General features: G+C 71.5%; 16 protein-coding genes. 9 read left to right on the top strand and 7 right to left on the bottom strand.

All coding sequences use genetic code 11. The features are described 5' to 3' along the window. Positions 1-4 precede the first annotated feature (4 nt). The 4 genes from ACIQMR_RS21360 to ACIQMR_RS21345 all read right to left on the bottom strand — a co-directional run bounded on the left by ACIQMR_RS21360 (position 5) and on the right by ACIQMR_RS21345 (position 3,873). On the bottom strand, positions 5-985 hold the full coding sequence (locus tag ACIQMR_RS21360; RefSeq protein WP_401389403.1) for a 2-hydroxyacid dehydrogenase: 981 nt from the start codon (positions 983-985) through the stop codon (positions 5-7). Continuing rightward, positions 982-2,160: a lactate 2-monooxygenase gene (locus ACIQMR_RS21355; RefSeq protein ID WP_401389401.1), complete on the bottom strand. Its 1,179-nt coding sequence runs from the start codon at positions 2,158-2,160 to the stop codon at positions 982-984. The genes ACIQMR_RS21360 and ACIQMR_RS21355 overlap by 4 nt, the downstream gene beginning before the upstream one ends. A 116-nt stretch (positions 2,161-2,276) precedes the next feature. Then, positions 2,277-3,263 carry a trypsin-like serine peptidase gene (locus tag ACIQMR_RS21350; RefSeq protein WP_401389398.1) on the bottom strand — a complete coding sequence of 329 codons (987 nt, stop codon included), beginning with the start codon at positions 3,261-3,263 and terminating at the stop codon, positions 2,277-2,279. A 130-nt stretch (positions 3,264-3,393) separates the two neighbouring features. Then, complete coding sequence (locus tag ACIQMR_RS21345; protein WP_401389395.1) at positions 3,394-3,873, bottom strand: GNAT family N-acetyltransferase; 480 nt, start codon at positions 3,871-3,873, stop codon at positions 3,394-3,396. Between the two features lie 68 nt (positions 3,874-3,941). Here ACIQMR_RS21345 and ACIQMR_RS21340 point away from each other — a divergent pair, with 68 nt between their 5' ends. Beyond that, on the top strand, positions 3,942-4,751 hold the full coding sequence (locus ACIQMR_RS21340) for an exodeoxyribonuclease III (RefSeq protein ID WP_401389392.1): 810 nt from the start codon (positions 3,942-3,944) through the stop codon (positions 4,749-4,751). Positions 4,752-4,897: 146 nt separating this feature from the next. Next, positions 4,898-5,881, top strand: a complete 984-nt coding sequence (locus ACIQMR_RS21335; RefSeq protein ID WP_401389389.1) for a DUF6528 family protein — start codon at positions 4,898-4,900, stop codon at positions 5,879-5,881. Positions 5,882-5,949: 68 nt separating this feature from the next. Here the strand turns inward: ACIQMR_RS21335 and ACIQMR_RS21330 are convergent, their stop codons facing one another. Further along, positions 5,950-6,564 carry a MerR family transcriptional regulator gene (locus ACIQMR_RS21330; protein ID WP_401389604.1) on the bottom strand — a complete coding sequence of 205 codons (615 nt, stop codon included), beginning with the start codon at positions 6,562-6,564 and terminating at the stop codon, positions 5,950-5,952. 185 nt (positions 6,565-6,749) lie between these two features. On the opposite strand from ACIQMR_RS21330, the gene ACIQMR_RS21325 reads away from it, so the two are divergent. From ACIQMR_RS21325 to ACIQMR_RS21310, 4 genes are all read left to right on the top strand, one after another. Then, the gene (locus ACIQMR_RS21325) at positions 6,750-8,270 is read left to right on the top strand and encodes a flavin-containing monooxygenase (RefSeq protein WP_401389386.1); all 1,521 of its coding nucleotides are present in this window, start codon (positions 6,750-6,752) and stop codon (positions 8,268-8,270) included. Positions 8,271-8,278: 8 nt separating this feature from the next. Next, positions 8,279-9,256, top strand: coding sequence for an alpha/beta fold hydrolase (locus tag ACIQMR_RS21320; protein WP_401389601.1), 978 nt, complete (start codon positions 8,279-8,281; stop codon positions 9,254-9,256). After that, positions 9,253-10,134 carry an SDR family oxidoreductase gene (locus ACIQMR_RS21315; protein WP_401389383.1) on the top strand — a complete coding sequence of 294 codons (882 nt, stop codon included), beginning with the start codon at positions 9,253-9,255 and terminating at the stop codon, positions 10,132-10,134. Before ACIQMR_RS21320 ends, ACIQMR_RS21315 begins: the two co-directional genes overlap by 4 nt. A gap of 98 nt (positions 10,135-10,232) precedes the next feature. Then, positions 10,233-10,514: a hypothetical protein gene (locus ACIQMR_RS21310; protein ID WP_401389380.1), complete on the top strand. Its 282-nt coding sequence runs from the start codon at positions 10,233-10,235 to the stop codon at positions 10,512-10,514. 139 nt (positions 10,515-10,653) lie between these two features. Here the strand turns inward: ACIQMR_RS21310 and ACIQMR_RS21305 are convergent, their stop codons facing one another. Then, the gene (locus ACIQMR_RS21305; protein WP_401389377.1) at positions 10,654-14,145 is read right to left on the bottom strand and encodes a S41 family peptidase; all 3,492 of its coding nucleotides are present in this window, start codon (positions 14,143-14,145) and stop codon (positions 10,654-10,656) included. 214 nt (positions 14,146-14,359) lie between these two features. On the opposite strand from ACIQMR_RS21305, the gene ACIQMR_RS21300 reads away from it, so the two are divergent. Continuing rightward, positions 14,360-14,935 (top strand): TetR/AcrR family transcriptional regulator, encoded by a 576-nt coding sequence (locus ACIQMR_RS21300; protein ID WP_401389374.1) that lies wholly within the window; start codon positions 14,360-14,362, stop codon positions 14,933-14,935. A gap of 239 nt (positions 14,936-15,174) precedes the next feature. Continuing rightward, on the top strand, positions 15,175-17,382 hold the full coding sequence (locus tag ACIQMR_RS21295) for an MMPL family transporter (RefSeq protein ID WP_401389371.1): 2,208 nt from the start codon (positions 15,175-15,177) through the stop codon (positions 17,380-17,382). A gap of 30 nt (positions 17,383-17,412) precedes the next feature. Here the strand turns inward: ACIQMR_RS21295 and ACIQMR_RS21290 are convergent, their stop codons facing one another. Then, a complete protein-coding gene (locus ACIQMR_RS21290) occupies positions 17,413-17,697 on the bottom strand; it encodes an SsgA family sporulation/cell division regulator (RefSeq protein ID WP_401389368.1) in 285 nt (94 codons plus the stop codon). Between the two features lie 292 nt (positions 17,698-17,989). Here ACIQMR_RS21290 and ACIQMR_RS21285 point away from each other — a divergent pair, with 292 nt between their 5' ends. Next, positions 17,990-19,033 (top strand): energy-coupling factor ABC transporter permease, encoded by a 1,044-nt coding sequence (locus tag ACIQMR_RS21285; RefSeq protein ID WP_401389365.1) that lies wholly within the window; start codon positions 17,990-17,992, stop codon positions 19,031-19,033. Positions 19,034-19,129 lie beyond the last annotated feature (96 nt).

Genomic DNA, 19,129 nt, shown 5'->3' with positions numbered 1-19,129 from the left:
GTTCCTACGAGACGACGTCCCGGGGCGGTTTCCCGTCCAGGTGGTCGATGACGTTCTGGACCGCCGCCAGAGCGATGCGGACCAGGGTTTCGCGGGTGACGCCCGCGACGTGCGGGGAGAGGACGACGTTCGGGGACTTCAGGAGGCGCAGGGCGGCGGTCGGTGGTTCGGGGTCGAAGACGTCGATGCCCGCGCCGGCCAGGGTTCCGGCGGCCAGGGCGTCGGCGAGGGCGTCCTGGTCGATGAGTGCGCCGCGTGCGGTGTTGACGACGAACGCCGTGGGCTTGAGGAGCGCGAGGCGGTCGGCGTCGAGGAGATGGCGGGTCGCGTCGGTCAGGGGGGCGTGGAGGGTGACGTAGTCGGAGGTCCGCAGGAGTTCGTCGAGGGGGACGTGGCGGGCGTCGCCGAGGCGGGCCTCGGTTTCCGGCGCGGCGCGGCGTGGGCCCGTGTAGAGGATGCGCATGTCGAACGCGAGGGCGCGGCGGGCGACTTCCTCGCCGATGTGGCCGAGGCCGACGATGCCGAGGGTCTTGCCGGAGAGTTCGGTGATGGACCGCTGGAGGCGTGGCAGTGCCCAGTCCGCCTCGACGAGGGCGGTGTGGGCGGGGACGAGCTGCTTGGCGAGGGCGAGCATGAGCGCGAAGGTCTGCTCGGCCACGTTCTGCTTCTCGGCGCCGCTGGAGCCGATGTTGCAGACGGGTACCGAACGGGCCCCGGCGGCCGCCAGGTCCACGTAGTCGTAGCCGTGGCTGGCGCACTGGACGAGTTCCAGGCCGGGCGCGGCGGCTATGTGGGCGGCGGTCACCGGGCCGAGGCCGGTGATGATGACGTGCGCCTCGCGCAGGGCGGCCGGGTCCTCGTCCGCCGATTCGACGACGGTCACACGTGCTCCGGGCATGAGGCCGACGAGTCCCGCTCCCGCGGAACGGCCGCCGACGTGCGCGGAGATGACGGCCAGAACGTTCTTGGCGGCATGCGTGCTCATGCGGAGGATTCCTTCACGAGGTCGTCGGCGGTGAGCGAACCGGGGCCCGCGTGGCCCGACAGCGCCATCGTCAGGTCGAGTTCGGCGAGCAGACAGCGGATGACGTGGTCGACGCCGGCCTGGCCGTCGAGGCCGAGACCGTACGCGTACGGGCGGCCCAGCAGCACCGCGCGGGCGCCGAGCGCCAGGGCCTTGAAGATGTCGTCGCCGCTGCGTACGCCGCTGTCGAAGAGAACGGTCAGCCGGTCGCCCGCCGCCTCGACGACGCGCGGCAGGGCGTCGGCCGCGGCGACGGAGCCGGCGACCTGGCGGCCGCCGTGGTTGGAGACGATCACACCGTCCATGCCCGCGTTCGCGGCCCGGCGGGCGTCGTCGGGGTGCAGGATGCCCTTGAGCACGATCGGCCCGTCCCAGTGCTCGCGCAGGAAGGTCAGGTCCGGCCAGGTCTTGGCGGGGTCGGCGAACATCCCGACGAAGTGCATCACGGCCGCGTTCGGGTCCGCTTCCACGGGCTTGGCGAGCCCGGCCCGGAAGGCCGGGTCGGAGAAGTAGTTGGCGGTGCCCACGCCGTGGAGGAACGGCAGGTAGGCCTGGTCGAGATCGCGGGGGCGCCAGGCCAGCAGCGGGGTGTCGAGGGTGACGATCAACGCGGTGTAGCCGGAGGCCTTCGCCCTCGCCAGGAAGCTCGCCGTGACCTCGCGGTCCTTCGCCCAGTACAGCTGGAACCACCGTTCCCCGTCGCCCATGGTCTCGGCGACCTGCTCCATCGGCGTGCTGGACGCCGAGGACAGGATGTACGGCACTCCCTGCGCGGCGGCCGCGCGCGCCGCCGCGCACTCTGCGTCCGGGTGCATGATCGACAGGACGCCGATGGGCGCGAGGGCGAGCGGGGCCGGCAGCGGGCGGCCCAGTACCTCCACGGACAGATCGCGCTCGTGGACGTCACGCAGCATGCGTGGCACGATCCGCCAGCGGTCGAGTGCGGCACGGTTGGCGCGCGCGGTGCTGCCGTTGCCCGCGCTGCCCGCCACATAGCCGAACGGGCCCGGCCCGAGCCGGTGTTCGGCCAGTTCCTCCAGCCGGGTCAGGTCGGTGGGCAGCCGTGGTACGGCGCCCGTCATGCCGTTGAGATAGATCTCGTACTGGAAGTCCGCCCAGTGCCGCGTCGTCGCCATCCGTGCATCCTCGCGGTGCGGGGCGGGCCCCGTCCATGGTCGCGTGCGGCGGGCGGCGAGGGCTGTGCTCCTCGCCGCCCGCCGACTCGGCCCAGGAGGCGGTCAGGAGGCCCGGATCAGGAGGCTTGTGCCTTGTCGTACAGCGCCTTCGCCTCGTTGCCGAAGTACGGGCCGAACATCCGGTTCGGCAGGAAGACGTAGCCGAAACTGTTCACCGAGACCTGCAAACCCGTGCCCGCCGACTCGTTGAAGCCGGTGAACCAGGGGCCACCGCTGGAGCCGCCGGTCATGTTGCAGCCCAGGCTGTGGTCCTGCGAGAACAGCCAGTCCTTCGAGCTGTTGCCGCTGCAGTAGATCAGCTTCGTGCCGTCGTACGGGGACGCGGCCGGGAAGCCGAAGGCGTACATCTGCTTGTTGTACCCGCCGTTGAACTGGATGCCCTGGGCGCCGGTGACCGACGTCAGGGTCTGGCCGTTCAGCGGTGCGACGACGGCGGCGCCGATGTCGTGGTTGATGTCCTCGCTCGCCTCCCACTGCGGGGTGGTGAGCGTCTTGGAGGCGGTCCACTGGCCGTACGGGGCCTGGCCGTTGTCGTACGCGGGCACGAAGACCCAGTTGGTGTGCCAGCTGCCCTGGTACTTGACGCAGTGCCCGGCCGTGATGACGGTGCTGGCGTTCTTACTGGTCACCGCGTTGCCGGAGCAGGATGCCGTACGGCCCTGGAAGGTGAAGAACACCCGGCCCGAGGTCTTCACGACGGCGCCGCCGCCGGTCCAGGGGCCGCCCGCCTGCGGGAAGGCGGTGGGGGCGACGGTCGTCGTCGTGGAGCCGGGCGCGGGCGGCTTGAGGGTCTTCAGGGCGTCCGCGCCGAGGCGCAGATCGAGCGGGGTGGCGCCGCGCATCCGGTCCGCTGTCCAGAAGGCCCGTGCCGTGCGCTGGTCGGCGGCCGAGGCGTTGTGCGCCACGGCGGAGGCGGAGGCGGAAGCCGGGGAGGGGGAGGGGACGGGGGTGGCGGCCTGGGCCGCGGTGGCGGCCGTCATGCCGCCCGTGAGCAGAGCGCCGACGGCTAACAGAATGCCTGCGGCTGTGCGATGGCGTCTCACGCATGTCTCCTTCTGCCGGGGCAGGTGGGGGATGAGAACGGTGCGGATCGGCGTGCGTGAGGCAGGGTGCCACGACAGTGCAGGCTTTGTCAGGAGCGCGTCAGGGTCTTGTGTGTCCGGCCCGGTCGGGCTATGTCAGCGGCTTCGCGAAGCAGCGGCTGTTCTCGTACTCGCGGTAGTGGCCGAACTTGACGCACGGCTCGTAGCCGCTGGTCGTGTACAGCGCGATGGCCTCCGGCTGGGCCGTGCCGGTCTCCAGTACCATCCGCAGCCGCCCGGCCGCGCGGGCGTCCTCCTCCAGCGCCGCCAGGATGCGCCGGGCCAGGCCGAGGCCGCGTGCCTCCGGCACGACGTACATCCGCTTCAGCTCGGCGTCGCCGTTCGCGTACCCCTCGTCGTTCTCGTCCTGGCTGCGCCAGCCGCCGGTGGCGACCGGGCGGCCGAGCCCGTCGTAGGCCAGCAGGTAGAGTCCGCGCGGGGACGCGAACATCGAGGCGTCGAGCGGTGTGGCATCGCCCTCGTCGCCGTAGCGCGCGGCGTATTCGAGCTGCACCTGTTCGTTGAGTTTGACGGCGTCAGGGTGGTCGAAGAGCGTCGGCCGGATATCCATGCAAACTATCGTACATGTATGCGCACGATGCTCCTCGGATCAGGATGCTCCTCGGATAGTGTGCCGGAATGCTCACTGTGACCAGCGTGAATGTGAACGGCCTCCGTGCCGCCGCGAAGAAGGGCTTCGTCGAGTGGCTGGCGGAGACCTCCGCCGATGTGGTGTGCCTGCAGGAGGTGCGGGCCGAGGGGCACCAGCTCCCCGAGGAGGTGCGCGAGCCTGAGGGCTGGCACGTCGTCCACGTCCCCGCGGCGGCCAAGGGCCGAGCCGGCGTCTCCGTGTACACGCGCCGGGAGCCGGACGCGGTGCGGACCGGATTCGGCAGCGAGGAGTTCGACGGAAGCGGGCGGTACGTCGAGGTCGATCTGCCCGGTGTCACGGTGGCCAGCCTCTATCTCCCCTCGGGTGACGTCGGCACCGAGCGGCAGGACGAGAAGTTCCGGTTCATGGACGAGTTCCTGCCCCATCTCAAGGCCCTGAAGGGGCGGGCGGCGGCCGACGGCCGTGATGTCCTGGTCTGCGGCGACTGGAACATCGCCCACCAGGAGGCCGACCTGAAGAACTGGAAGGGCAACAGGAAGAACTCCGGCTTCCTCCCGGAGGAGCGCGAGTGGCTCGGCCGCGTCTACGGGGACGGTGAGGCGGGAGCCGGGTACGTGGACGTGGTCCGCGCGATGCACCCCGAGCAGGAGGGCCCGTACTCCTGGTGGTCCTACCGGGGCCGTGCCTTCGACAACGACACGGGCTGGCGGATCGATCTGCTCGTCGCGACGCCTCGCCTCGCGGGCAAGTGCGTGAAGGCGTATGTGGAGCGGGCCGCGAGCCATGGTGAGCGGTGGAGCGACCATGCGCCGGTGACGGCGGTCTTCGAGCTGTAGCGGTCCGCCTGTAGCGGTCGGTCTGTAGCGGTCCGCCTGGGCGGTCCGCCGGCGCCCCGGGCGCGGAGGTTGGCTGTTTCGGTACGTGACCTGTCCGGCAGGGTCGGGCAGGCTCAGGAGCCGTGCGGATTCGCCGGGTTCTTCGGATGCGTGTGTTCAGGGCCGTGCTGCTCGGGGTGTTGGCGCTGTGCCTCGTGGGCGCGGTGCCCGCCCCGCCGCAGCGCGGCGTCGCTGCCCCCGACCTCCTCGTCACCGACCAGGCGGCCAAGCGACTCCTGCTGCTCGACCGGTCGCGGACGACCTGGGATCCGGCAGCCGATCCGTCCGTGGTGAGATGGGCGTTCTCTCCGGTGGGCGACGCACGGTACGCGGATCTGGATCCGGCCAGGAGCTGGGTGTACCCGGACGAGGCGAAGGTGCGCAGGCACCGAGGGCGGACGTATGTGCTCACCACGGCGTCGTTCGGTTTCGCGGCGGTCGTCGAGTATCCGTCCGGCAGACGCTACTGGGGTGACGCGCTCGCGCCCGGCACGATCGAGGTCAATCCGCACAGCATCGAGCTCCTGCCCGACGGCAATGTGGCCGTCGCCGGCAGCACCGGTGATGTGGTCAGGCTCTATGCGGCCTCCCGGGGGGCGGCGGACGTGCCCTTCGTCTCGTACCCGCTGGACGACGCGCACGGGCTGCAGTGGGACACGCGGCGCGAGGTGCTGTGGGCGCTCGGCGGCGACCGGCTGGTGGCGTTGAAGCCGGGCGGGACGGCCGCGCGCCCGACGCTCACCAAGACCTTCGAGACACGGCTGCCCGGTCCGCACGGGCACGATCTGCTGCAGGTCGCCGGGCGGCCCGACCGGCTGTGGGTGACCACGGGCTCGGCGGTCCACCAGTACGTCAAGAGCCGCGACGCGTTCGTGCAGGACTTCGCCGGCGCCGCAGGGATCAGCCGTCCCGGGGTGAAGGCGGTCGGGAACGATCCGACGACGGGACAGGTGGCGTCCACCGTGCCGGAGAGCGGGCTGGAGGAGACGTGGTGGACGCGGAAGGTGACGGTCCATCGGCCGGAGGGTGCCCACCACCTGGTGAACGGCGGCATCTACAAGGCCCGCTGGTGGCTCCCGTCGCCACTCTGAGCGCCGGGCCGCGCACGCCGCCGCGCCGCACGCCGCCGCGCCGGGAGGGATCCAGGGGCGGAGCCCCGTCAGTCGTGGAGCCGGCGGTCCATGGCCATGGAGAGTTCCGCCTCCACCACGCTCTTGGCCAGGGGGCGGAGGCGGGCGATGTCGTCCTCGGCCGCGTGGGTGCGCAGCAGTTCGGTGAAGAGCGCGGCCAGGGCGTCCGCGTGGGCGCGGACCTCGCGGCCCGCGGCGAGGACGGCGGCGAGCGGCACGCCCTCCTTCACCAGCGCGGAGGAGACGTCGAGCAGCCGGCGGCTGATGTGGACGATCTCGTCGCCGTCGGTGGCGAGATAGCCGAGGTCGAGCGCGGCGGTGAGGTTCTCGGGGGTGACCTCGCCCTCGAAGTAGTCGGCGAGATCCTCCGGGGTGAGGCGGACCGGTGTCTCCTCGCTCGGTTCGCCGAGGCCCAGCACCTCGCCCACGTCCCGCCCGCTGTCGAAGGCGGACGCGAGGTCCGCGATGCCGCTGAGGGTGTGGCCGCGCTCCAGCAGGGCGGAGATGGTGCGCAGCCGGGCCAGGTGGTGGTCGTCGTACCAGGCGATACGGCCTTGTTTGCGCGGCGGCGGAATGAGTCCCCGCTCGCGGTAGAAGCGCAGGGTGCGCACGGTGATGCCGGCCTCCTCGGCCAGCTCCTCCATGCGGTACTCGCGCGTTTCGCGATCCTTGCGCTGCTCGTCCGTCACGTCCGCAAGCCTATGTTGTACCGCCGGTAACTTGTTCGGTCCGACCTCTACCGCTCGGTATGCGGAGGCTCTACGCTCCCCACCATGCCAGTGATTGCTGGCGCGGTTCGGCGGAAGTCAGTCTGTGGGAGGGCGGCGGCATGAGCCAGCAGCACGAGCACGTACGAGTGGCGGTGATCGGATCCGGATTCGGCGGCCTCGGCGCCGCGGTCCGGCTGCGCCGCGAGGGGATCACGGACTTCGTCGTCCTGGAACGGGCGGACTCGGTCGGCGGGACCTGGCGGGACAACAGCTATCCCGGGTGCGCCTGCGACGTACCGTCCCACCTCTACTCGTTCTCGTTCGCGCCCAACCCCGACTGGCCCAGGACCTTCTCCGGACAGGAGCACATCCGGGCCTATCTGGAGCACGTCGCCGACGTCTTCCGGCTCCGCCCGCACATCCGCCTCGGCCACGAGGTGCTGATGATGCGCTGGGACACCGACGAGCTGCGGTGGGAGATCGAGACCTCACGGGGCAGGCTCACCGCCGATGTCGTGGTGTCGGCCACCGGGCCGCTCTCCGACCCCAAGGTCCCCGAGGTCCCCGGTCTGGCCTCGTTCCCCGGCAAGGTCTTCCACTCGGCCCGCTGGGACCACGACTACGACCTGCGCGGCAAGCGGGTCGCGATGATCGGGACCGGCGCCTCGGCGATCCAGATCGTGCCGTCGATCCAGCCCGAGGTGCAGCGGCTGACGCTGTTCCAGCGCACCGCGCCGTGGGTGATGCCGCGCATGGACCGACGCGTCACCACGGCCGAGCGCTGGCTGCACCGGCAGCTGCCGTTCACCGGGACCGCGCGCCGCGGACTGCTCTGGGGCATCAGGGAGTTGCAGGTCAGCGCCTTCACCAAGCGGCCGAACCAGCTGGGGCTGATCGAGTCCCTCGCCAAGGCCAACATGGCCAAGTCCATCAAGGACCCGGCGCTGCGGGCGAAGCTGACACCCTCGTACCGCATCGGCTGCAAGCGGATCCTGCTGTCCAGCGACTACTACCCGGCGCTCGCCCGGCCGAATGTGGACGTCGTCGCTTCCGGGCTGGCGGAGATCCGGGGCTCGACGCTCGTCGCCGCCGACGGGACCGAGACCGAGGCCGACGCGATCGTCTTCGGCACCGGCTTCCACGTCACCGACATGCCGATCGCCGAGCGGGTGGTCGGCGCGGACGGACACACCCTGGCCGAGGCGTGGAAGGACGGCATGGAGTCGCTGCGCGGCGCGACCGCCGCCGGCTTCCCCAACTGGATGACGATCATCGGCCCCAACACGGGCCTCGGGAACAGCTCGATGATCCTCATGATCGAGTCCCAGCTGAACTACATGGCCGACTACATGCGGCAGTTGAACGTCCTCGGCGGCCGGGTCGCGCTCGGCGCGCGGCCGTCCGCCGTCGGCGCCTGGAATCGGCGGGTCCAGGAGCGGATGAAGCGCACCGTGTGGAACACGGGCGGCTGCACCAGCTGGTACCTGGACGCGAGCGGCCGCAACACCACCATCTGGCCGGGCACGACCGGGGAGTTCCGGCGGCAGACACGAGGGGTCGACCTCTCCGAGTACGAAGTGATCCGCCCGCCGGACACCCGCGAAACGACGTCCGGGCTCGTCACGGAGGAGGCCAGGTGAGCCGGCTCATGAAGCGGTCCGCGGCAGCGGCCCCCGCCCCGCCCGTCGCCACCCGCGAACTGACCGCCGTCTCGGCCGACGGCTCCCGCCTCCACGTGGAGCTGCACGGCCCCGAGGGCGCCCCCGCCGTCGTCCTCGCCCACGGCTGGACCTGCTCCACCCACTTCTGGGCGGCCCAGATACGGGACCTGTCCACCGATCACCGGGTCATCGCCTACGACCAGCGCGGGCACGGGCGCACCCCCGCCGTGGCGAAGACGGGCCACAGCACCGGCGCGCTCGCCGACGACCTTGAGGCGGTGCTCGCCGCTGCGCTGGAGCCGGGCGAGAAGGCCGTGCTCGCCGGGCACTCCATGGGCGGGATGACGCTGATGGCCGCCGCCGCCCGGCCGGGGTTCGCCGAGCACGCCGCGGCCGCGCTGCTGTGCAGCACGGGCAGTTCGCAGCTCGTCGCCGAGTCGCTGGTGGTGCCGATGAGGCCGGGGCGGGTTCGGACCCGGATCACCCGGTCCATCCTCGGCTCGCGGGCGCCGCTCGGGCCGGTCACGCCGATCTCCAAGCGGATCCTCCGGTACGGGACGATGGGGCCGGGCGCGGCGCCGGAGCGGATCGCCGAGTGCGCCCGTATCGTGCACGCCTGCCCGCGGCCGACCCGGGTGGCCTGGGCGCGGGTCCTCGCCGAACTCGATCTGGCCGCGGGCGTACGGGAGATGAGGCTGCCCACGGCCGTGATCGCGGGCACCGCGGACCGGCTCACGCCGATCGTCCACGCGCGGGCGCTCGCCGCCGAGCTGCCCGAGTGCGTGGGGCTCGTCGAACTCGCCGGCATGGGGCACATGACGCCGGTGGAGGCGCCGGAGGCGGTCACCGCCGAGATCAGGAAGCTCGTGGACGCCCACCTGAAGCCGGACACCCGGCCGGAGCGGGACCGGGCCGAGCAGGGCCACGCGAAGCAGGACCACGCGAAGCAGGAGGAGAACGCATGACCAGGGTCCGCCTCGAAGGACAGGTCGCCGTCGTCACGGGCGCGGCGCGGGGTGTCGGTGAGCTGCTCGCCCGCAAGCTGTCGGCGCGCGGCGCGAAGATCGCGCTCGTCGGTCTCGAGCCGGACGAACTCAAGGCCGTCGCGGGCCGGCTGCACACCGAGTGCGAGCACTGGCACGCCGACGTCACCGATCACGAGGCGATGACGCGCGTGGCCCAGGAGGTCAAGGAGCGCTTCGGCAAGGTCGACATCGTCGTCGCCAACGCGGGCGTGGCCTCCGGCGGGCCGTTCGCCGACTCCGATCCCGAGGCGTGGCGCCGGGTCATCGAGGTCAACCTCATCGGCGGCGCGGTCACCTGCCGCGCCTTCCTCCCGGTGCTGATGGAGTCGCGTGGCTACTTCCTGCAGATCGCGTCGCTCGCCGCGATCACCCCGGCGCCGATGATGACGGCGTACTGCGCCTCCAAGTCCGGTGTGGAGGCCTTCGCGCACAGTCTGCGCGCGGAGGTCGGCCACAAGGGCGTGCGGGTCGGCGTCGGTTATCTGTCCTGGACCGACACGGACATGGTGCGCGGTGCCGACCAGGACGAGGTCATGCGGGAGTTGCGGCAGCGGCTGCCGTGGCCCTCGAACCGTACGTACCCGCTCGGTCCGGCCGTCGACCGGATCGTCGAGGGCATCGAGCGGCGCTCGGCGCATGTGTACGCGCAGTGGTGGCTGCGCGGGATGCAGTCGGTGCGCGGTTATCTGCCGTCGCTCATCGGGCTCGTGGGACAGCGGGAGATGCGGCACTTCGAACCGCGCCTGTCCGGGGTGCGCAAGGGGCTGGTGGGTGCCGGAGGTGCCGCCGACGAGCAGGAGCGCACGGAGCGTCACTGATCGAAATGCGAGGGATGTTCCTGCATGCCAGGCTGGTCGAGGCCCCGGGGGCCGGCAACGGCCCCCGAACCTCCCACACCCTTCCAGGAGTGAACCAGATGGGTATCCAGGAGCAGTTCAAGGACAAGGCGGAGCAGCTCAAGGAGCAGGCGAAGCAGAAGCCGGGCAACGCCAAGCGCGAGGCCGCGCAGCGTTCCCCGCAGGAGCGGCCGCAGGAGCGCCCCCCGCAGGAGCGCGGGAAGCAGGAGCGCCCGCAGCACGAGCGCCCGCAGCAGGAGCGTGTGCAGCAGCGCGGCCGGCAGCAGCGTGAGATGCACGACGAGCCCCGCCGGTCCCCGCAGGAGGCCCAGCGCCGCTTCGACCAGGACCACGACGCCTGACGTCAGCGGCTCTGAAACGCGGAAGGGGCGCACCCAGTGCACGGGGTGCGCCCCTTCACCGCGTCCAGGTCCGTCCGGTTCATCCGGTCCGTCCAGGTCGGTGAGTCCAGCGGTCCGTCCAGGTCGGTGTGTCCAACGGTCAGCCGCGCGGCGGCAGTTTGGGGCGGCGCCGGTCCGGGACGTTCTCGTACCCGGGAGGTGTCGCCGCCGGATGCTGCTCCAGCCGGTCGAGCGCGACCTGCACCGCCGTGTCGAGGTCGGTGCGCTTGCCCTCGGCCCAGTGGAGCGGCGGCCGTTCGGCGAAGATGTCCGGCTCCACGCCGTGGTTCTCGACCGACCAGCCGTACACGTCGAACCAGGCCGCGTTCATCGGCACCGTGATCACCGTGCCGTCCGCGAGCCGGTGGCGGCCGGTCATCCCGACCACCCCGCCCCAGGTGCGCTGTCCCACCACGGGGCCGAGGCCCAGCAGCCGGAACGCCGCCGTGATCATGTCGCCGTCCGAGGAGGTCGCCTCGTCGGCGAGCGCGACGACGGGTCCGCGGGGCGCGTTCGACGCGTACGAGACGGGCTGCGCGTCGCGCGTCAGGTCCCAGCCCAATATGGTGCGGGTCAGCTTCTCGACGACCAGCTCGCTGATGTGACCGCCCGCATTGCCGCGTACGTCCACGATCAGCGCCGGGCGGGACACCTCCATCCGCAGATCGCGGTTGAACTGGGCCCAGCCGGAGCCGCCCATGTCCGGGATGTGCAGGTAGCCGCACTTGCCGCCGCTCACCTCCCGTACGACGGCCCGGCGTTTGGCGACCCAGTCCTGGTAGCGCAGCGGGCGTTCGTCGATCAGCGGCACGATCGCGACCCGGCGTGCCGGTCCCTCGCCCTCGGCCGGCCGGAAGGTCAGCTCGACGGTCGTTCCGCCGGCCGCCGACAGCAGCGGATACGGGCCGGCGATCCGGTCCACCGGCCGCCCGTCCACATGGGTCAGCACGGCGCCCTCGCGGATGCCCGTACCGGCGAGGGGGGAACGGGCCTTGGAGTCCGAGGAGTCGCCGGGCAGGATCCGCCTGACGACCCAGCCCTCGTCCCGGCACGCCAGGTTGGCGCCGAGCAGGCCCATCGCCCGCTGGTAGTGGGGCGGTCCCTCGTTGCGGCGGGCGGGAGTGACGTAGGCGTGCGAGGTGCCCAGTTCGCCCAGCACCTCACGGAGCAGATCCGCGAACTCGTCGGGGGAGGCGACCCGTTCGACCAGTGGCCGGTACTGGTCCAGGACGGCGTCCCAGTCGATGCCGGACATCCCCGGGTCCCAGAAGTAGGCGCGGATGAGGCGGCCCGCCTCCTCGAAGGCGCCACGCCACTCCGCGGGCGGATCCACCTCGTGCAGGATGCGGCGCAGATCGAGATAGACGGTCGAGTCGCTGTCGCCGGGTTCGGTCGCGGGCATCGCGCGCAGCTCGCCGTCGTCGACGACCACCAGTCGTGAGCCGTCGCCGCTGACCGCGAACCCGTCCAGATGCGGGACGAGTTCGGTCCTGCGGGCCTTGGGGATGTCGAAGTACTCCAGGGTCGGCCGGTGCGAGGGGTCGGCCGGGTTGGCGAACGTCTCGCCGAGCGCGCCCGAGATCGGCCAGCGCAGCCAGACGAGGCCGCCGCCGCTGACCGGGTGCAGCGAGGAGTACTTGGACGCGGACACCGGGAACGGAGTGACCCGGCTCTCCAAGCCCTCTACCTCCACCTCCACCATCGCGGCGCCCTCCCCCATGTCGGCCTCGGCGGGATCGAGCCCGCCGGCCGCCGGGCGCCCGTCCGGCAGCAGCGCGAACGGCGAGGGCGTCGCGGACGACAGCGGTACGAGATAGGGGCGGCAGCCGAGCGGGAAGGACAGGTCGCCGGTGTGCACGTCGTACACGGGGTCGAAGCCGCGCCACGACAGGAAGGCGAGGTAGCGGCCGTCGCGGGTGAAGACGGGACTCTCGTCCTCGAAGCGGCCGTTGGTGACGTCGACGACGGTGCGCGGGCCCGCGCCGTCGATCCGTACCATCTTGATCTGCCGCAGGGTGCGGCCGATGCCGGGATGCGACCAGGTCAGCCAGTTCCCGCGGGGCGAGAACGCGAGATCGCGCACCGGGCCGTTGTCGGACCGGACGAGTTCCGTGACCACGCCTACGCTGCCCGCGTCCCGGTCGGGGCTCTCCTCGGCCGCGCCACCGGGCCCGTTCCCGGCGCCGGCGGCGCCGCCTCCGGCTCCGGGCTCGTCCTCCGGCCCCTGCGCGGTCCCGGACTCGTCCGCTCCCGGTGTCCCGGGCTCGTCCTCCGGCCTCTGCGCGGTCCCTGGCTCGTCCGCCGGCTGTTCAACCGCTCCGGGCTCGGCCGCGCCCGTCGTCGCCTCCGGCTCCTCCTCGGTCACCGTGATGAGCAGCAGCCGGCCGTCGTGCGAGGCGATCGCCAGACGCTCCCCGGCCGGGTCGGACACCATCTCCCGCACGCGTCCGAGCTGCCCGGCGGCCAGCCGTCGGGGCTCGCGTTCGCCGCTCGCCCGCGGGAGGTAGGCGATCTCGATCGCGTCCTCGCCGTCCGCGTCCGTGACGTACGCGACCTGTCCGCCGCCGCTGCCGAGCATCACCGGCTGCCGCACCCGGACGCCCGGGGTGTCGGCGATGGTCCGCGCCGGGCCGTCGCGGTGGGTGAGCCAGTACAGGCTGCCGCGTACGGAGACGGCACTGGCCCGGCCCGTCGTGTCGACGGAGAGTCCGTCGACGTGGTTGGAGGCGGGGACCTGGTAGGGACGCCGGCCGGCGCGCTGGCCGCCGAGGCGCACGTCCAGTTTCCGCGGTTCCGCGTCGGGCGCCAGATCGTCGACCATCCACAGCTCGCCGGCGCACTGGTAGACGATCCGGTTCCCGTCGCTGGAGGCGTGCCGGGCGTAGAAGGCGTCGTGGTCGGTGTGCCGGCGCAGGTCCGTGCCGTCGGGCAGACAGGAGTAGAGATTGCCCACACCCTCGTGGTCCGAGAGGAACGCGATGCGTCCGGCCACGAACATCGGGCAGTCCAGATGACCCTCGATGTCCGGGAGCAGCCGCTCCCCGTGCAGATACAGCCGCCCCATCGCCCCGCCCCGGTACCGCTTCCACGCGGCCGGCTCGTGCGGCGGCTTGCCGGTGAGCAGGAGCGTGCGGTGGCAGCCGGCGGCATCGACGACCGCGATGTCGGAGACAGGGCCCCAGGGGAGGCGTTTGCCGGGGTCGCCGTCGGTGGGCACCTTGTAGGCCCAGGAGAAGTACGAGAACGGCTGGCCGTGCGAGGAGACGGCGAGGATGTTGCCGTCCGGGTCCCAGCCGCAGACCCGGGTGTCGGTCGAGCCCCAGTAGCTGAGCCGTCGCCCGGGGCCGCCGTCCACCGGCGCCAGATGGATCTCGGGGTCGAGGCTGCGCCAGGTCGTGTACGCGATGTGGCGCCCGTCCGGTGAGAAGCGGGGGTGCCCGACCCGGGTCCTGTCCACGGTGACCCGCCAGGCGCGGCCGGGGCGGTGGCCTTCGGGCACGAGGGGCGCGATCCAGAGATCGTCCTCGGCCGCGAAGCACAGCAAGTCGTCGTGCAGATGCGGAAAGCGGAGATACGCGACGTCGTCACTCACCTTCCAATGCTTTCCGCGCACGCAGGGCCCGGCAACTTGTGGGACGGGACTTCTGTAAACGGGTCTTCCGCGGGCGGGACTTCCGCGCGCCGGACGTCTGCGCGCGGGCCGGAAGCGCTGTGGCCCAGGACACGTACGAAACGGTTTCGTTTCGCTGAAGCGGGGGGTATCTTCGTACTGTACGAAACCGTTTCGTTCGGAAGGTCGGTCGGTCATGGCACGGAGCAGACTCACGCCGGAGCGCGAGGCCGAGCTGTACGAAGCCGTGCTCGACCTGTTGCGCGAGGTCGGCTACGACGCCCTCACCATGGACGCCGTCGCCGCCCGCACCCGCTCCAGCAAGGCCACCCTCTACCGCCAGTGGGGGAGCAAGCCGGAGCTGGTGGCGATGTCGCTGCGGAACAGCAAGCCGGTGGACGTGTCGCTGATCGACACCGGAAGCCTGGCCGGCGACTTCCACGAGATGGTGTCGCAATCCGACGACTGCCAGATGGAGCGGGACACCGCGCTGATGCGGGGGCTCGCCCGGGCGGTCCACGAGAACGACGATCTGCTCCAGGCCCTGCGCGAACTGTTCATCGAGCCGGAGATCACCGGCCTCGACGGGATGCTGCAGCGGGCGGTCGACCGCGGCGAGATCGCGGCGGACAACCCGGCGCTGAAGTATCTGTCGCACATGCTGGTCGGCGCCTTCGTGGCCCACCCGCTGATCAAGGACCAGCCCATGAGTCAGGGCTTCCTGCACGACTACATCGACGCCGTCGTGCTCCCGGCGCTGGGAGCACGATGACCGGACGTCCGAACGCCTGAGCATCTGAACGTCTGAACGTCTCTGCGTCCGGACGTCTCTATGTCTCTACGTCTCTACGTCTTTACGTCCGAACACCGCGGATCTCCCCGTCGGCGGCGTTCCCCGGAGAACCCACCGGAAATCACGGCCGAAGTCCCACCTGACGCGCACCGCTCACGTCGTCGGGCTGGTCATGCCTGCCCTTTTCGTCCCAACGACCTGACCGGGAGTCCCAACTCGTGGCCACGTTCCTGTACAAACTCGGGCGGTTCGCCTTCAGGCGCCGCCGGCTCGTCGCCCTGTTGTGGGTGGCGCTGCTCGCACTCGCCGGCGTCGGCGCGGCCTCCGCGCCCACCGCCACCTCCAGCTCCTTCTCCATTCCGGGTACGGAGGCCCAGAAGGCCTTCGACCTCCTCGAAGAGCGCTTCCCGGGCGCGAGCGCCGACGGCGCCACCGCGCGGGTCGTCTTCAAGGCGCCCGACGGTCAGAAGATGACCGACCCGGCCCACAAGGCAGAGGTCAGGAAGGTCGTCGCCGAGCTCAAGTCCGGGTCGGACCAGGTCGCTTCGGTCGTCGACCCGTACCAGGCCAAGTCGGTCAGCCGGGACGGCGCCATCGCCTACACCCAGGTCTCGTACAAGGTCAGCGGCATGGAGCTGACCGAGAAGGACCGGGAGGCGCTCACCGACGCCGGCCAGGGGGCGAAGGATGCCGGGCTGACCGTCGAGATCGGCGGTGACGCGCTGCAGGCCGCGCCCGAGACCGGTGCCTCGGAGATCATCGGCGTCGCCATCGCCGCGGTCGTCCTCGTCATCACCTTCGGCTCGCTGATCGCCGCCGGGCTGCCGCTGCTCACCGCCGTCATCGGCGTCGGGATCGGCGTCTCCACCATCACGGCCCTCGCGAGCGTCCTCGACCTGGGCTCCACGACGGCCACGCTCGCGACGATGATCGGCCTCGCCGTCGGCATCGACTACGCGCTCTTCATCGTCTCCCGCTACCGCGCCGAGCTGGCCGAGGGCCGGGACCACGAGGAGGCCGCCGGAAGGGCCACCGGCACCGCCGGTTCCGCCGTCGTCTTCGCCGGGCTGACCGTCGTCATCGCCCTCGTCGGTCTCGCCGTCGTCAACATCCCGATGCTCAGCAAGATGGGCTTCGCGGCCGCCGGTACGGTCGCGATCGCCGTCCTCATCGCGCTCACCCTGATCCCGGCGCTGCTCGGCTTCGCCGGCAGGAGGGTGCTGGGCCGCAAGGCCCGTGCCGCGTCCCGTGAGAAGGCGGGGAAGGCAGGGGAGGCAGGGCCCGCCGACGGCGACAAGCCCAACATGGGCACCCGCTGGGCCCGGTTCGTGCTGCGCCGCCCGGTCGCCGTGCTGCTCGCCGGAGTCGTCGGCCTCGGCGTCGTCGCCATCCCCGCCACGTCGCTGGAGATGGGACTGCCGGACGACGGCTCCCAGCCCACCAGCACCACCCAGCGCAAGGCGTACGACCTGCTCTCCGACGGCTTCGGGCCCGGGTTCAACGGCCCGCTGCTCATCGTGGTCGACGGTGACAAGGCCACCGCGGACGGCACCGCCGAGGACATCCGGAAGCTCGACGGGGTCGCGGCCGTCACCCCGGCCACGTACAACAAGGCCGGTGACACGGCGACGATCACCGTGATCCCCGAGGACCGGCCCAGCTCCACGGAGACCGAGGCGCTCGTCCACAGCATCCGGGACACCAGCGGCGAGAACGTCCATGTCACCGGCGCCACCGCGATGAACATCGACTTCTCGCAGCGGATGAACGACGCGCTGCTGCCGTACCTCGCGCTCGTCGTCGGCCTCGCGTTCCTGCTGCTGATGGTGGTGTTCCGGTCCGTCCTCGTTCCCCTGAAGGCGGCGCTCGGCTTCCTGCTCTCGGTGGTCGCCGCCCTCGGCGCGGTGGTCGCGGTCTTCCAGTGGGGCTGGCTGGGCTCCCTCTTCGGCGTCGAGCAGACCGGCCCGATCATGTCGATGATGCCGATCTTCATGGTGGGTGTGGTCTTCGGGCTCGCCATGGACTACGAGGTCTTCCTGGTCACGCGGATGCGTGAGGCGTACGTCCACGGCGAGCGGCCGGGCCAGGCGATCGTGACCGGCTTCCGGCACGGCGCCAGGGTGGTCACCGCCGCCGCCGTGATCATGATCGCGGTCTTCGCGGGCTTCATCGGCTCCGGCGAGCAGATGGTGAAGATGATCGGCTTCGGTCTCGCGATAGCCGTCTTCTTCGACGCCTTCGTCGTGCGGATGGCGATCGTGCCGGCGGTGCTCGCGCTGCTGGGGCACCGGGCCTGGTGGCTGCCGCGCACGCTGGACCGCGTCCTGCCCAGCGTCGACGTGGAGGGCGAGCGGCTGCGCGAGCTGGACGCCTCGGGCGCCGACGCCGACGACGCCGACGAGGAGCGCGAGCTGGCCCGCGTCTGATCGCCGCGGGCCCCCGGGTGGCCGTGTCCGTCACGCAGCCGTGGCGGGCGCGGTCACCTCCGCGTAGGTGCGGCGCAGGAAACGCACGAGGGGCCGGGTGTCGAACTGGATCACCGCCACGCCGTCCGGGGAGTGGAGCTCGACGACCACCTGGGCGCGGCCGCACGGCCAGACCGTGACATCGCCGCTGCGGGCCGGGGCCCGCAGTCCGGTCTCCAGCAGCTCGCGGGGGAAGGCCCACTCGGTCCCGCTGGGGAAGCGGAAGTGGACGGTATCGGGATCCTTGTCGGGCTCGTAGCGGAGGGCCACGGGCACGGAGCGGTAGTGAGGGGCGTCGTTGACTATCCGGGCTTTCGCATGCTCTTCGACAGCATGCTCTTCGGCAGAGGCACTCTCGACAGAGGGACTCTCGACGGCTTGAGACATTGCTGGTTCCTCACCATTGAGGCTCTTTGCACTCCAATGTCGCATATTTCTCGCCGTAAGGCCTGGGCGTGTCGCTTGCATTTGTCGGCCGTACGCTCTTGCAACAGGTTCGCAACAGGGCGCATTATCGGACGGTTGACCAGCCGGGCCCGAGCGGCCCGTCCCGGAAGCGGAGCCTGCCATGCATGTGCCCGACGGATTCATCGATGTACCCGTCTCCGCCGCGGCGGGCGTGGTCGCCGCCGGCGCGGTCGCCGTCAGTCTGCGTGGCGCACAGCGCGAGCTGAACGAGCGGACGGCGCCGCTCGCCGGCCTCGTCGCCGCGTTCATCTTCGCCGTGCAGATGCTCAACTTCCCGGTCGCGGCCGGTACCAGCGGCCATCTCCTCGGCGGCGCACTCGCGGCGATACTCGTCGGGCCGTACACGGGAGTGCTGTGTGTCTCCGTCGTGCTGCTGCTCCAGGGCATCCTCTTCGCGGACGGCGGACTGACCGCGCTCGGCGTCAACATCACGGTCATGGGCGTGGTCACGGTCGTCGTCGCGTACGGCCTGTTCCGCGCGCTGGTGCGGGTGCTGCCGAAGAAGCGCAGGTCGATCACGGTGGCCTCGTTCGTCGCGGCGCTCGTGTCCGTACCGGCCGCGGCCGCCGCCTTCACCCTGATCTACGCGATCGGCGGCACGACCGACGTGCCGATCGGCACGGTCCTCAGCGCGATGGTCGGTGTCCACCTCCTGATCGGCATCGGCGAGGCCCTGATCACGATGGCGACGGTCGGCGCCGTCCTCGCCGTACGCCCGGACCTCGTGTACGGCGCGCGCGGGCTGTCCACGCCGCTCAAGCTGCGCGTCGGCGGTGAACTCGTGGACGCACGGCCCGACGACGCCCCGGCCCCGGCCGCCTCCCCGCGCCCGGTCTGGATCGCCGGCCTCGTGACCTCCCTCGTACTCGCCGGATTCGTCTCCTTCTACGCCTCCGCCAACCCGGACGGACTGGAGAAGGTCGCCGCCGACAAGGGCATCGACAAGAAGGTCGAGGACCACGCGGCCGCCGATTCGCCCCTCGCCGACTACGGCGTCGCGGACATCGAGAACGCCCGCCTCTCCGGCGGTCTGGCCGGGGTGATCGGCGTCGGCGCCACGGCGCTGGTGGGCACCGGAGTCTTCCTCGTGGTGCGTCGCCGCCGCAGCGAGGGCGTGCAGACCAAGGAGACCGTCAGCGGCTGAGCGGACGAGCCGCAGGGCCGGCCGGCAGGTGGATCCGGGGCTCGGAGAGGATGAGGGCCAAGGCTCACAGGACGAGCCCGAGGACCAGCGGATGCG

The sequence above is a fragment of the Streptomyces sp. NPDC091376 genome (assembly GCF_044757085.1).
GTDB classification, from domain to species: domain Bacteria; phylum Actinomycetota; class Actinomycetes; order Streptomycetales; family Streptomycetaceae; genus Streptomyces; species Streptomyces pratisoli.
This window is presented reverse-complemented; position numbering and strand designations above follow the sequence as displayed.